The sequence below is a fragment of the Nitrosovibrio sp. Nv17 genome, from assembly GCF_900119085.1.
GTDB lineage: Bacteria > Pseudomonadota > Gammaproteobacteria > Burkholderiales > Nitrosomonadaceae > Nitrosospira.
In genome coordinates this window covers 1-14,191 of the sequence record NZ_FPIQ01000009.1, presented here as the reverse complement: position 1 = coordinate 14,191, position 14,191 = coordinate 1, and the positions used below count along the sequence as shown (strand labels likewise).

The window sequence follows — 14,191 nt, the reverse complement described above, 5'->3', positions numbered from 1 at the left end:
TAGACCGATCGGTCCAGTCCGATCTTGGCCGCTGAACCGCAAGACCGCAAGAGGAAAGACAACGATACTGGGCCGCGGACGGCCGGCATCCGCGGTTGCGGACCCGAAATCAGGCAATGCCGTCGGCGTGATGAGCGACGGCGCATCCCTCGAAACCCTTGAGGCCGAAGCTGCCGGCAACGAGGCGGAAGGCGCCCGGATCGGAGGGCGTGGCCGTTGCCGGTTCCGCCGCATGGATATAAGGGTTCTCCTTAGTAGAGAATCAGGGTTCCCCCCATACCCTTTTGGCAATGAGGGGATTAGCATGGAATCACCTTCCGGGGCTTCGACGATTCGTCCCCCGCAAGCGAGGACTCTGACCACTCGTCCAGTGTATAGGACTCTGAGTACCTGTCCAGCGGCGCAATGCCGGTTATTCGGACTCTGAACATCCGTCCAGCAGCAATTCTCTCAACGAGACGAAATGGAGGTATGAAAATGTCAACGACATTAAAAGCCGCCAGGGCGGCAACTGTCGAAGCGGATCGCGACCACGGCATGTCGCTGTGGTACGATTCGAGGTATTACAAGATGGGACTGCTGGCGATGCTGGCAGTGGCAATATTCTGGGTCTGGTACCAGCGCACCTTCGCCTATTCCCATGGCATGGATTCCATGGAACCCGAGTTCGAGAAGGTCTGGATGGGCCTGTGGCGGGTGCACATGATCGTCATGCCGATCTTCGCCCTGGTCACCTGGGGCTGGATCTGGAAAACGCGCGATACCATGGAGCAGCTGGACAATCTCGACCCCAAGCTGGAGATCAAGCGCAACTTCTATCTGCTCATGTGGGCGGGCATCTACCTCTTCGGCGTCTACTGGGGCGGCAGCTTCTTCACCGAGCAGGATGCCTCGTGGCACCAGGTCATCATCCGCGACACCAGCTTCACCCCCAGCCATATCGTCGTGTTCTACGGCTCCTTCCCGATGTACATCACCTGCGGCGTGGCCACCTTCCTGTACGCCAAGACCCGCTTGCCGCTGTACGCGCGGGGCACCTCGTTCCCGCTGGTGATGGCGATCGCAGGCCCGCTGATGATCCTGCCCAACGTCGGCTTCAACGAGTGGGGCCACGCCTTCTGGTTCATGGAGGAACTGTTCAGCGCACCGCTGCACTGGGGCTTCGTGATCCTCAGCTGGTCGGGCCTGTTCGCGGGCGGCATCGCGGCGCAGATGATCACCCGCTTCTCCAACCTGACCGACGTGGTCTGGAATCGCCAGAGCAGGGCCATCCTGAACCGGATCTGATTCCGCGGCAATCCCCGGCACCGCTTCCCTTCTCCGTAGCCGACGAGGAAAGGGGGCGGTGCCGGGCCTCCTTCGGCTCTCGCGCCGCCGGATTTTCCGTCATAATGGCTGGCCATACCACCTATGTTCGTGCAATCCGGCGGGGATGCCCTTCCCGCTGCCGGCAGCCGGTATTTTCCCGATCGGCGTCCCAGGGAGAAAACGCATCACCCGCTACCCGCCCTATCCGCAGGATGGGTGGAGCGACGCGTAACCCATCAAACACCGCCCCGGACAAGCGATGGGTTCCGTTTCACTCCACCCATCCTACCGACTACCGACTACCCGCCGCATCCGCAGGATGGGTGGAGCAACGCGTAACCCATCAAACACCGCCTGGACAAGCGATGGATGGGTTGCATTTCATTCCACCCGTCCTACCGGCTACCGACTACCCGCCGCATCCGTAGGATGGGTGGAGCAACGCGTAACCCATCAAACACCGCCCCCGACAAGCGATGGCTTGCGCTTCACTCCAACCATCCCACCCGCTATCCGCCCCATCCGCAGGATGGGTGGAGCGACGCGTAACCCATCAAACACCGCCCCGGACAAGCGATGGGTTCCGTTTCACTCCAACCATCCCACCCGCTATCCGCCCCATCCGCAGGATGGGTGGAGCAACGCGTAACCCATCAAACGCCGCCCTGGACAAGCGATGGCTTGCGTTGCGCTCCACTCATCCTATCCCTGCTACTTTTTTGCGCAGCAACGCAGCCACGAAACAAGCTTCCACAGGCCCCCGTTTGAATCCACTCTATGCGCGGAATCCGGTTTTTCCGGAACGGGCCATTCCACCGATCAGCGCCAGTCCAGCCAACAGCATCGCCCACTCGCCGGGCTCCGGCACGGGGTTGACCGCACTCACTGCGAAGTCCATGCTGTATCCCACGACTGCCGCTGTTTCCGACAGGAAGATCGTGTAGTCGCCCGCCCCCAGCGGTGCGGCGAGGCCCGTGCCCCCAAACTCGGGGCCGGCGGCGAAACTGGCGAGAAGATCGCCGCTGTCGCTGACCAACGCGTTGCTGAGATTGGAGCCGACCGTGGAAATTCCGGTGCCAATGTTCAGGCCGCCCTGGATGCCGAAATAGGCGCCGCCCCCCGAATCGCCGCTCAGGGTCGTGAAGGCCAAATCAATGGCCGTGAGCTGATACCCGGCGGGAATGGTGAAACTGAACACATCGGTATCCCTGACGGGCGCAGTCGAGTTTCCAAAAGCGCCCTTGATGGTATTGATGCCGTCCGCCAGCACGCCCGCGAACGTTCCCGGACTGATTCCGGTCGACGCCAGGTTTGCATTGGCAAAATCGCCATTCACCGCTTCGTCATAAGTAACCGCCGCCCCGCCTATTCCGGGCGCCAGCAAGGCCAGAACACAGAAGGTACGGCTCAGAAATCGCTTTTTCATCATCGGTTCTCCAGTGATATTAAGGAAATTCACGGTTTATTGCTGCGACGCGTCAGGCAACAGGCTGGCTGCCCGAAAGGGCTGGCGGGCGGGATGCGACCGGACACCGGCGAGAAAACCCGTGGCATTGATGCGGAATATGGTTGATTTCATCCGGCAAGCCGTGCGATACGGCACCCCATGACGAACCCGGATGCGAAGTTTCTGCACCTGAGTACAGGACGAACCAGAAACCCAAAACCACAATGGAAAATTGAGGAAACGGCAGCGGCGGCGCCGACGCCCGCCGAACCCCCCCTTCTTCGCGCCATGCGGTTCTGCGCTGCGAAACTCGCTTCGTCGGCATGGCCGTGGCTGTTACGCGACTGATCCGCGACGAATTGCAGCGATGGAGCGATTCGAGGGGCATCCAGCGCACCATCGGGCGCATCCTGTCGCGCGAGCGGGCGGCCGGATCGATGGTCAAGACAATCTTTACCGGGCCGGATTGCCCGCATGGCTGCACCCGCTTTCCCGGTGCCCGTTCCAGGAGGGATGCCGGCCCCGCCATCCTGCATGAACCGGGCATCTCCACTCCGGCTTGACATTATCCGCCACCCCTTGACACCCCTGGAAATTGGAATTACCTTTGTCATATCGTGGTATTTCGCACCGGGTCTCCGGCACGGGCGGCCTTCCCGATCCAGAAGGATTTCCGAGCGACCCCTGCGCGCCTCCCTCAACGTGAAAGCGAATCCGCCGGCGACGGGCGGATGTCCCCTCTCCCTCCTCCGATTGGACAATCCCGATGGCGAGCAATCCCGGAAACGATCGATCCTCAGGACGGCGCATCGACACGGGTTCATCGCCGGCGACGCCGATCAGCCTCGACCGGCCGATCCTGGCAACCGACGGCATCGGACTGGTGCAGGTGGTCGATGACTTCATCCCCTTTCCCCTCAGGCCCGATTTCACGCGCAACCTATTCGAGCGCAACCGGCCCGGCCGGCCCGTCGTCCGGGCGGAGGATCTGGTCGCGCTGCGCATCGAGATCCGCAACCTGGAAATCGTGCCGGGCAGCCCGCCGCGGCTTCGCAAGCAGGGAACCGGCACCGCCCACCTGATCCTCCACTTCCCGCCGCAATCCTTCGCCGAGGAGACCTTTTTCGAGGTGCGGCCGCCCGCTCTCCAGAAACCGGAGGACGTCGGCGGCGCGCACCCGCATCCCGACGCCAAGGACAAGCCCGAGCCCAGTGGCGGCGGCTCGGAGCCGCTGCGCAAGCCGCCGGTGCGCGCGCGCATCGCCGATGAATCCCGCCTTGTCTTCGTCGTGCCCAACGGCTTCGAGATCGACTATACGCTGCCGGCGATCCTCGAGGCATGCCGCACGCTCCAGCCGAGCGTGGCCACGAATGCACGGCCCCGCCGGGGGCGCAGGCGGCTCGTACGCGTGGCCGACCTCTTCCAGGCGGCCATCGTGCGGGGCGCGACCGTCAAGCAGCGCGCCGCCCTCGCCAGCCTTGCGGTCAACACGCTGCGGATCGGCGCCGCCCAGGGCGACGTCGCGACGCTCCGGCTGCGGCAGTCGGCCGGTGGCCTCGGCGTCAAGGCGAGCGCCATCCGGCCCGACGCGGTCATCGACACCGGCCCTGTCATTGCCGCCGCCAGGCCGCGCCCCCCGGGTGCCACCGTCACCTCGATCGAGATGCCGTGGCGGCTAATCCTGTCGCCCCATGCGGACACGCGCTGGCGCCATGCGGCGAATCCCGTCACCTCCGCCGCGACAGGCCGCACCGAGCTCTGGCATTCCCGCCTGGTCGCTCCCCAGGCCGACGGCTCCGCGATCGAACCGCCCTATCCGGATGACGACCGGACGACGCGCGCCATCTGGGCGCTCGCGGGAGAGGGGATCGAGGCCGCCACGCCGGCCATGAAGAGCGACTGGCCCTCGACTGCCGATCTCCCCGATCCCGATACCCATCCCTTCCGCACCACGCTCGACAATTTCGACCGCTACCAGATCGCCCACCTCTCGTCGAACTTCAGCGTGAGCGGCTACGAGCCGGCGCCGCTCGACACCAACCTGATGATGCTGAGCGCGCTCGGCGGCTGGCTGGATTCGCGCGGGGCCTGGGAGCCACCGGGCCTCAGCGTCGAGGAATGGGTGCACCGCGCGACGATGGGGCGCGACCACTACGTCCGCGTCGTCTATCGCGGTTTCCTCTTCCCGTTCGGGCATCGCGTGTCGCTGGTGAAGGTCAGCGAGCGCAAATTCCACAACGGCCGCGCGACGGCCGAGCAGGAACCGGGAAATGCGGCCTATCTGCGGCAGCGGCTCTTCATCGTGATCCGGGAAAAGGAGCGCACCTACGACGATGCGGCCTTTCTCGACGCCGGGAACGGTGCGGTCGTCTTCGCCTGGCAGTTCCCGTTCTCGCGTGTGCGCATCCTGACGGAGACGACGCCCGATCTGGACGATCCGGCCACCGCTCCCTCCTCGATTCTCGGCCAGCTCATGTTCTGGCCGCACGTCGGCGGGCAGCCGTTCCGGTTCCAGTGCGCGGCGACCGATCTGGACGGGCGGCGCGTGGTGTTCGACCTGCCGATGATCTTCATCGACAATACCCGCGCCTGCCCCCGCTACTTCGACAACGCCAGCGGCAAGCTGAAGCCCGATTTCGCGACGGCCGAGAGCAACGCCGTCCTCGCCGTGCAGGCCTACGACGCCAAGGGCCCCGCCTATCATTCCGCCCCGCTCGACATGCAGCGCGTCGCGCTCGCGGCCAGCCTCAAGTCGGGCGACACCACGGTCCAGGTGGAGACCATGCGCTTCGGCGGGGTAGCGGAGCCCGGCAACCAGAGCCTGCGCAACGTGAGCGACCAGCTCAACCGGCCGCTCTGGGTGCCCAGGATGGTCGAGACGGCTGCGCGCATCGGCCCGATCGCGCACCTCTCGGGACGCCAGCAATCGACCGTGCTCACCTACAACGCCGAGTTCCTGCGCGTCGGCTTCGATCCCGGCGCGACCGGCAACCGGGGAGAAGTGTTCCTCGACGTGAAGCCGGGCTCCGGCCCCAACCTCGATTTCTCGGAACAGGGCGACCGCTCGGGCGGCTTCATGCAGCCCAATCTCAAGCCCGCCGCGCTTTCCCGCCTCGCCGGGCCCGTCATGAGCGATCCCGCCAAGTTCATCAAGGGGGAAATGCCGAAGGGCGCGGGATTCCCGACCTCCATCTCCGACCTGCCGCTGCCGCTGCTCTTCGGCTGCATTCCGCTGGGAGACATCATCGAGGCGGTCGCGAACCTGACCACCGAGCCGGAAAAGGTACCGAAGTTCGCCAGCGAGACGAGCACCAAGGTGGAAAGCTTCGTGAACGACCTGGTGCGCCTCTACGGTTTCGTCACGGATCTCGCCTCCCAGCCGGGCAGCATCGCCGACGCCGCCGTGGCTGCCTTCAAGGCGACGCTGGCGGATCTGGTCGACCAGAGCCAGGCCTGCGCCGCTGCGCAGGTTCAACCCGTGCGCGCCGCGATCGACGCGCTCGTGCAGGCCCTGGACGACCTCGCATCCCGCGTTGCCCAGCTGGCCACCCTGACGCTGGACAGTGCGGTCGCCGCACCGGAGCTGGCCTCGCTTCCCGCGAGCATCGCCCAGGCGCGCGCGCGCGTCGCCGATGTCAAGGCGGCGGCCAACGCGTCGCCCGGCGGCGTCTCCCTGCCCGCCGGCCTGCGCCAGGGCGTGCTGAACGCCGCGGCCAGGCTCGACGCGTTCCTGGCCGATCTCGAGAAGCTCCAGGCGCTCATCACCGCGGGCAAGGCGTTGTGGGATGCGCTGGACGGCATCGTCGGCAATCCGCAGACGCTGTCGAACCTGCTCGGCGATCCCGGCGCGCTGGAGGCGAAGGTGACCGTGCTCGCCGGCGAGATCGGCACTTTCCGGACGGCGCTGGGCGGATTCAATCTGCTCGACGGCGCCCCCAGGAAGGCGATCCTCGACGCGCTCACCCTGGTCGAGGAGCTGCTGGGCGGCGTGGGCGACCTCCTGCAGCTGATCGAAGGACTGACGGGCGACGAGCTGACCATCCGCTTCGACTGGAATCCGAAGATCGACAGCTGGTGGCTGCCCGGCGTCTCCCACAGCGAGGATCCGATCTTCCGCGCCCACGACAAGAAGGGCCTGATCGTCGCGGTCGAGGCCAAGGTGAAGAAGAACGGCTCGGAAGGGCCGAAGATCGGCGTCGTGTGCGGCCTCAAGCACTTCGACCTGGTGCTGATCGCGCCGGCCAGCTTCCTCGAGCTCAACTTCGAGAAGATCGAGTTCTCGATCGACAGCGCGGCCAAGATGAACGTCGACGTCCTGCTGTCCGACATTAAGTTCGTCGGGCCGCTGAGCTTCGTCGAGACGCTGCGCGACCTGATCCCGCTCGACGGCTTCTCCGACCCGCCCTACCTGGACATCACGCCGCAGGGCATCGACGCCGGCTTCGACATCGCGCTCCCCTCCATCACGGTGGGGGTGCTCAATCTCTCGAACCTCAGCCTCGGCGCGGGATTCACCGTGCCCTTCATCGGCCAGCCGCTCAGCGTGCGCTTCAACTTCTGCCGGCGCGAGCAGCCGTTCCTCCTCACCGTCTGGATCTTCGGCGGCGGCGGTTTCTTCGGCGTCACCATCGATCCGCACGGCGTGCAGATACTCGAGGCCGCGTTCGAGTTCGGCGCCGGCATCTCGATCGACTTCGGCGTGGCCTCCGGCGGCGTGCACGTGATGGCCGGCATCTACTTCCGCATGGAGCAGGATGCCGCCTCGCTGACCGGCTATTTCCGGCTCGGCGGCCACGTGAACGTGCTGGGCATCATCACCGCCTCGCTCGAACTCTACCTGGAGCTCCGATACGAATTCCAGTCGGGCAAGTGCGTGGGCAAGGCCGAGCTCACGATCGAGATCTCGCTCTTCATCTTTTCGGGCAGCGTCACCATCACCTGCGAGCGCAAGTTCTCCGGCGCGAACGGCGATCCGACGCTGCGCCAGATGCTCGGTCTCGACGCCACGCTCCCGCTGGCCGACGAGCTCGCCCAGATCGGCGCAGCCACCGAATACGCGTGGCGCGATCACATCGAAGCCTTTGCCTGACCGCCGGAGAATCCATGGCCAAAACGCAGCTCCTCTGGACCCTCCTGCCCTACGGGCGCGCGCCGGCGGACGGCATCGGCCGGGGCCGCTGGCGCCTGAGCGCGGTGGTGTCGCCGCGGCTCACCCCGCAGACGGCGGCCGAGCAGCGCCTCGCGGCGTTTCCCGAATTCCTGGACTGGCCGGGCACGCTCGCCGGCGCCAGATTCAGCGTCCGCATCGGCGCGGACGAAGTCGGCCTCGTCGCACTCACCGAGCCCGACGGCGACCTGTGGCGGCAGCTCTTCGACGACGCCACGCCGGTGGCGGGCTTCGAGTTCAAGGACATGAGCCAGGTCAACCTGCGCTCCTTCCCGGTGCGCAGCGTGCTGGGCTTCCTGCGCCGGCACTACGGCCGGCTCGCCGTGCAGTCGGCGTCGAACCATCCCACGCTGCTGCCCTGGCGCGAGGCCCATCCAGATCTCAAGGGCATGCTGACCGATCTCGGCACGCGCACGCAGGCGATCAACTTCGGGCACGGCCAGGTCGAGGTGGCCCTGCCCGGCTTCTCCCGCTTCTTCGGCGAAGACGTCGAGAAGCGCCTGAACGGCTCGGTGTTCCAGCCCCGGGGAATCTATTCGATGCCCGTCCCCGGCCCCGGCGCGAAGGAGGAAGGCCCCCCGCCGGCCACGGGGCAGCGCACCCGGCGCACCCTGCGTTCCGACTGGTACAATCCCCGCCCGGGCGGGCCGGGCACGCCGCTGCTGCCCGAGCCGGACGCCGCCTTGATGGAGCTGTTCAGCGGGCCGGACGAGTACGCCTTCTACCAGGCCGACCGCTTCTACCGGCGCCGGCCGCCGACCGACGCCGAGCGCCGCCTGCGCCGCCCGGACTACCAGAATCTCGCGCTGCCGCCGCAAGCCCCGGCGTACGACTTCCATCGCATCGTCGCCTCGTTCGGCGGCTACCCCGGACTCCTGCGCCGGCTCGGCCTCGTGCTCGACTTCGCGCTCGAGGACGACGCGCCGCTCGACGCGCGCATCGCCAGCGGCAACGGCACTGCGCAGGGGCGGCTGCGGCTGGCGATCGGCTGGTCCGGCGGCCACGACCCGGCCAGCGACGTGACGCCCCATACCGCCTGGCACGCGGACAAGGAGCGCTTCGTCGCCCGGCCAAGGGGCAACGACCAGGCGCGCGGCCTGCTGCGGCTGGAGCGCAGCAACGACAGCTGGGGCAAGAGCCGCGGCCTGTTCGACGTCTACCAGGTCGACCCCGACGGCGCGGCACTCAAGACCGTCAACTTCACCCTCACCGCGCAGAATCTCGTGAGCAAGCATCTCAGCCTGCGCCAGAAGCACGGCGAGGTCACCTACACCACCGGCGACCGCCAGGCGGTAGCGGCGCTGCGCAGCGGCGGGCTCGGCATCGCACGCCATGGCCGCGCCGGCGAGGTCGCGCAGGCGGCTGCCGCGGCCGCGCTCAAGAACCAGGCCGTCGAGGGCGGCGGCGGGAACGACGTGACGCTGTTCGCGGAAGACGTCCATCGTGGCTATCGCGTGGACGTCGCCGCGGTGCCGGACGAGACGGCGCCGGGCGACTGGCGCTCGCTGTGCGCCCGCGTCGGCGACTACAGTCTCGCCAGGTCGGGCGCCCCGATCGACCTTCCTCCCGACGAGGGCCACGTGTCCGGCGCCTCGGCCACGTCCGGCACGGACGCAGGCTCGAACCCGGACGATCACTACCTGCACGAATCGCTGTTCCGCTGGACCGGCTGGAGCCTGTGCACGCCGCGCGCCGGCCTGGCGCTCAAGGCGGAGCAGGCCGCCGACAGCCAGCTCCAGTCGGAGGTTCCGGCGCAGGTGGACGAGGTCGCCGACGCCGGCAACGGGGTGAAGGCCAGCTTCAAGGCCCGCAAGGGCACCCTGCCCCGGCTGCGCTACGGGCAGCTCTATCGCTTCCGCGCCCGCGTCGTCGACGTCGCCGGCAACAGCCTGGCGCACGACGATCCCACGCTCGGCAAGCTCGAGCAGGCGAGCGACGCCGTCGGCTACTGGCGCTTCGAGCCGGTCGACCCGCCGGTCGCGGTGCATCGCGCGCGCGTCTCGGAGGGCGAATCGCTGGAACGCATGGTGATCCGCTCCAATTTCGACGCCTCCGCCGGGAGCTACCTCGCGACCGAACCGATCGCGAGCGCCATCGCCGCGCCCGCCTCGCAGGACTTCGAGTACGGCGCGGTGAACGAACGCCACTTCGTCCCGCCAAAGGCGTCGCAGCAGCAATGCGAGACGCATGGCCTGTTCGACCCGTTCTTCGGCAGCTGGGAAGACATCAGGAAAGGCTACGAGATCGGCGCGCGCGAGGCGGGCACCCTCTACGAGGGCGGCGCTGGAGCCGAGATAGAGCTGGTGACTCCGCGCGCGCTGGACGGCATCGCAACCACGCAGACGCTGCCCCCAGCGCTGCCCGACGCGGGCAACCCCACGGGGGACCGGCTGGCCGGCGGCCAGTACGTCATCCACCGCGAGGCGGCGCTCGCCACTCCGTGGCTGCCGGATGGCGCGTCGGGCGGCACGGCGATACGGCCGGTGCCCGGGCACGCCCTCCCGGGCGTCACCGGCGAAGCCGATCTCGGAGCGTCCTGCGTCATCCGCCAGCTGCCGGGGCAGGGCCTGGCGATCCTCATCCGCCACGGCGGCGGCTGGCCCGACAGCGCCGGCTTCCGCCTGGTGCTCGCAGAGCGCGCGGCCCAGATCGCATCGCTTCCCTGCGCCGAGTCCTTCGCCGACAGCGGCGCGCCCCAGTGGAACGAGCAGGCGCGCACGCTCACCCTGTTCGTGGCCAAGGGGCGGATCGTGCGGCTGGTCTATTCCAGCTTCGTGCATCCCGAATTCCTGCCCAGCTTCGGCATCCCGCGCTGGACCGGCAGCGCGGCCGAGGCGGACTTCGTCAGGAAGTCCGCCGCCGTCGGCGCCAACTGGACGATCACCCCGTTCCGGGAACTGACGCTGGTCCACGCCACCCAGGCGCCGGTGTGCGAGCCCGAGCTCCTGTTCCTCACCCCTAACCGCCAGATCGGCTCGCACGATACCCGGCTGCTGTGCCGCACCGTCCGGCTCCACGGCCCTTCGACCGGCAAGTTCGAGATCGAGGCGGAGTGGAAGGAGTGGGTCGACGATCTGGCGAAGCCCGCGCCCGAGCGCGTGTCCTTCAGGGGACAGCTCGGCGAGATCAAGCTCGCGGAGAATCACGAGAACGAATTCATCCTCTCGCAGGCCGTGGACGACCAGACCATCGACCCGCAGGCCACGCGCGGCGACGTGCATGCGCTGGGCGATACGCGCTTCCGCCTCATCCGCTATCGCGCCCGCGCCACCACGCGCTTCCGCGAATACCTGCCCCCCTCCGTCTACGCCGACCCCGACGCCGTCACGCGCCTGGGGCCCGTCGCGACCGGACCTGCGATGCAGCTGCCGGCGGAGGACGACCCGGGCGCCCCCGTGCTCCAGAGCGCATCGGGGACGGAGCAGCAGTCCCTCGTCCATGCGAGCGCGCCGCCCAGGGATCCGCGCGTCCTCTACGTGGTGCCCACCTTCCGCTGGCAGCCGTCGCAGTCGCGGGCCGGACACGACGTCACCCGCCACGGCAATGGCCTGCGCGTGTGGCTCGACCGCCCCTGGTTCTCGTCGGGCGACGGCGAACTCCTGGGGGTCGTCCTCTACGGCGACGGCGCCCGCTTCACGGACATCCCGCCCGCCTTCCAGCCGCTGGTCACGCAGTGGGGCACCGACCCCTTCTGGGACAGCCCGCTGCCCAAGACGCTGACGCGCCTCACGGACTTCCCCGCACGGGTGGCTTCCGAGCAGCTTCGCCTGCAGGAGCGGCCGGGACAGGCGGATCCCTTCGTGCAGATCGTCGGCCACCGCGTCCATTGGGATGGCGCGCGCAGCCTGTGGTACTGCGACATCGAGCTCGATCCGGGCGCCGCCTACATGCCCTTCGCGCGCCTCGCGCTCGTCCGCTACCAGCCGAACGCGCTGCCCTCGGCCAGGATCTCCAAGGTCGTCCTGGCGGAATTCACCCAGGTGCTGCCGCGGCGGCGCTCGGTCGTCACCCTGCAAGGCAACGTGGTGAAGGCGGCGCTGCACGGCCCGGTCGCCGCCTTCGGCCCGATGAAATTCCCCGTGGACAGCGAATTCCAGAACGCCGCCTTCACCCAGGGCGTGCACGAGACCGGACGCAACCGCATCGAACTGGTGCTGCAAACCCGGGATCCGTCCATCGACAGCGACCTCGGCTGGTCGGACACGGCCATCCTCAGGAGCGAAGTACTGGGGGGCGCGGCCTCGACCTCCCCGGGTTTCGAGATTTTTCCGAACCTGCGCACCACCTCGGCGGTGGCGCGCACCGTCGAGACGCGGGCCGGCCCGAACGTATCCCTCGACCCGGCCGTCGATCGCGGACCGATCGTCGATGCCCGGGATCGCCCTCCCTTTCAGCTCGACCCGCCCTTCTGGGAGACGACGGTGACGATCGCGGCGGGCGACGGCCGCCCGCGCCGGCTGATGCTGCGGGAATTCGAGCGCTTCTACAGCGACCACATCGTTCCCGAGCGCGCCGGCGCCGCCACCTACTCGCGCCGCGTGATCGAGGAACGGCTGGTCTACGCAAGCGTCATCGACCTCTAGAAGCTTGCGGTTCGGCCCGCATGACCTGATGAAACGATTGCCTCGCTACGGCCAACCGCCGGTGACGCTGCTGGGACGGCTGGCGGTGGATCGTTCGGCCGGTGGACAGGGTGTCGGGGAATTTCTTCTTGCTGACGCCCTGCGCCGCAGCTTGGAGGGGGCGCAGCAAATCGCCGCCATGGCGGTGATCGTGGAAGCGAAGGATGAACAGGCCGAAAGTTTCTATCGACATTTCGACTTCGTGCCGTTCCAGCAAACGCCACTGAGGCTGTTTCTGCTCATGACGCAGGTCGCACGGTTGTTTGCATAGCAGTAGGGGTAAGATGGGTGGAGCGCAGCGCAACCCATCAAAATCTGTGGAAAGCCCCTGTAACAACCCATCATAGGGATGACCCACCCCGACCCATCGATTCTCGGAAGCAGCTCTTGAAATGCTATTCTCGACCTCTTACCATTGCAATGAGTTTTGATAAGGAACAGAGCATGGGACAACTGAATCGAATTACCCAGCTGCCCGGCGTGATGGGCGGCAAGGCCTGCATCCGTGGCATGCGTGTCACGGTCGGCATGATCGTTGGGCAAATCGGTGCGGGACACAGCATCGAGGAAATTCTTGCTGATTATCCTTATCTCGAACGTGAGGATATTATGCAGGCGCTTCGCTACGCCGCGTGGCGGGCCGAAGAGCGAGAGGTCACGCTGGCTACGATGTGAAGCTACTCGTCGATATGAATTTATCGCCGCGCTGGATCGGTGTGCTGGCCGATGCGGGCATTGAGGTAGCACACTGGTCAACCCTAGGCGCGAACGATGCGGCGGACTCGGAAATCATGGCCTACGCCAATTCCCATGACTACGTGGTGCTCACTCATGATCTGGATTTCGGCGCCATCCTCGCCGCCACCCAGGGTGAGAAGCCCAGTGTCGTGCAAATCCGCGCAGAGGATGTCAGTCCGGACATGATCGCCAAGCAAGTAATCGCTGCCTTGCGGCAAATGGCAACCGAGTTAGAGGACGGCGCGCTGCTTACTATTGAACCCAATCGCACACGCTTACGCGTGCTGCCGTTACAACCCCCGTAGCCCCCGAGATGGGTAGAGCGCAGCGCAACCCATCACCTTCCCTGACACAGGCAAGATTCGATCAGCGGTAAGCCATGCGGAGAATCTACCTGATTCCCGCCCGCCACAAGGTGGTTCGCCCCACCTTCAGCATCCGTAGGATGGGTGGAGCGCAGCGCAACCCATCAAAACCTATGAAAAGTCCCCGTAGCAACCCATCATCGGGATGAACCACCTTGACCCATCGGTTCCATGAATTCGGTGGGTTGCGCTCCGCTTCACCCACCCTACAATTTCACTTCACTCCCCAAAAGCATCCGTAGATACTCTGTTCAGAGTCAACACTAATTCATGTTTTTGCTCATGCGGGAAGGGCATAGAAGCGTTGATTATCGAAGGGCTGGTCATGAGTGAGCATGCCGTGGATGGCATGCAGCAATTTACGCATGACAGCGCATACTCCTTGCAAAGGAGTCTTGCCGTTGCAGATCAGATGCTCGAAGAAGCCCTTCACGTATGGATCATGTTTCTTGGCGGACAGAGCTGGCAGATAGAGGGCACGGCGGATATGGCAGTTGCCGGCTTTGGAGATGCAGGCGCGCTTGTCCACGCTGGTTCCCGACTT

At 66.4% G+C, this 14,191-nt stretch carries 9 protein-coding genes; 7 read left to right on the top strand and 2 right to left on the bottom strand.

Translation table 11 applies throughout. From position 1 onward, the window contains the following. Positions 1 to 477: 477 nt before the first annotated feature. Positions 478 to 1,287 carry a methane monooxygenase/ammonia monooxygenase subunit C gene (locus BT108_RS06740; RefSeq protein WP_072293777.1) on the top strand — a complete coding sequence of 270 codons (810 nt, stop codon included), beginning with the start codon at positions 478 to 480 and terminating at the stop codon, positions 1,285 to 1,287. A gap of 796 nt (positions 1,288 to 2,083) precedes the next feature. On the opposite strand, the gene BT108_RS06735 is transcribed toward BT108_RS06740, so the two are convergent. Continuing rightward, positions 2,084 to 2,734: a PEP-CTERM sorting domain-containing protein gene (locus BT108_RS06735; RefSeq protein ID WP_143142426.1), complete on the bottom strand. Its 651-nt coding sequence runs from the start codon at positions 2,732 to 2,734 to the stop codon at positions 2,084 to 2,086. A 350-nt stretch (positions 2,735 to 3,084) separates the two neighbouring features. Here BT108_RS06735 and BT108_RS06730 point away from each other — a divergent pair, with 350 nt between their 5' ends. The 6 genes from BT108_RS06730 to BT108_RS06705 all read left to right on the top strand — a co-directional run bounded on the left by BT108_RS06730 (position 3,085) and on the right by BT108_RS06705 (position 13,587). Continuing rightward, positions 3,085 to 3,318, top strand: coding sequence for a hypothetical protein (locus tag BT108_RS06730; protein ID WP_143142425.1), 234 nt, complete (start codon positions 3,085 to 3,087; stop codon positions 3,316 to 3,318). Between the two features lie 203 nt (positions 3,319 to 3,521). Further along, complete coding sequence (locus tag BT108_RS06725; protein ID WP_218184834.1) at positions 3,522 to 7,844, top strand: hypothetical protein; 4,323 nt, start codon at positions 3,522 to 3,524, stop codon at positions 7,842 to 7,844. A gap of 14 nt (positions 7,845 to 7,858) precedes the next feature. Further along, positions 7,859 to 12,505, top strand: coding sequence for a hypothetical protein (locus tag BT108_RS06720; protein WP_072293774.1), 4,647 nt, complete (start codon positions 7,859 to 7,861; stop codon positions 12,503 to 12,505). 28 nt (positions 12,506 to 12,533) lie between these two features. Continuing rightward, a complete protein-coding gene (locus BT108_RS06715; RefSeq protein WP_083566271.1) occupies positions 12,534 to 12,815 on the top strand; it encodes a GNAT family N-acetyltransferase in 282 nt (93 codons plus the stop codon). A gap of 173 nt (positions 12,816 to 12,988) precedes the next feature. Beyond that, positions 12,989 to 13,219: a DUF433 domain-containing protein gene (locus BT108_RS06710; protein ID WP_072293773.1), complete on the top strand. Its 231-nt coding sequence runs from the start codon at positions 12,989 to 12,991 to the stop codon at positions 13,217 to 13,219. Beyond that, a complete protein-coding gene (locus BT108_RS06705) occupies positions 13,216 to 13,587 on the top strand; it encodes a DUF5615 family PIN-like protein (RefSeq protein WP_072293772.1) in 372 nt (123 codons plus the stop codon). The genes BT108_RS06710 and BT108_RS06705 overlap by 4 nt, the downstream gene beginning before the upstream one ends. 340 nt (positions 13,588 to 13,927) lie before the next feature. Here BT108_RS06705 and BT108_RS06700 read toward each other — a convergent pair. Further along, the coding region (locus BT108_RS06700) for a transposase (RefSeq protein ID WP_143142424.1) at positions 13,928 to 14,191 on the bottom strand (264 nt) is incomplete at its 5' end.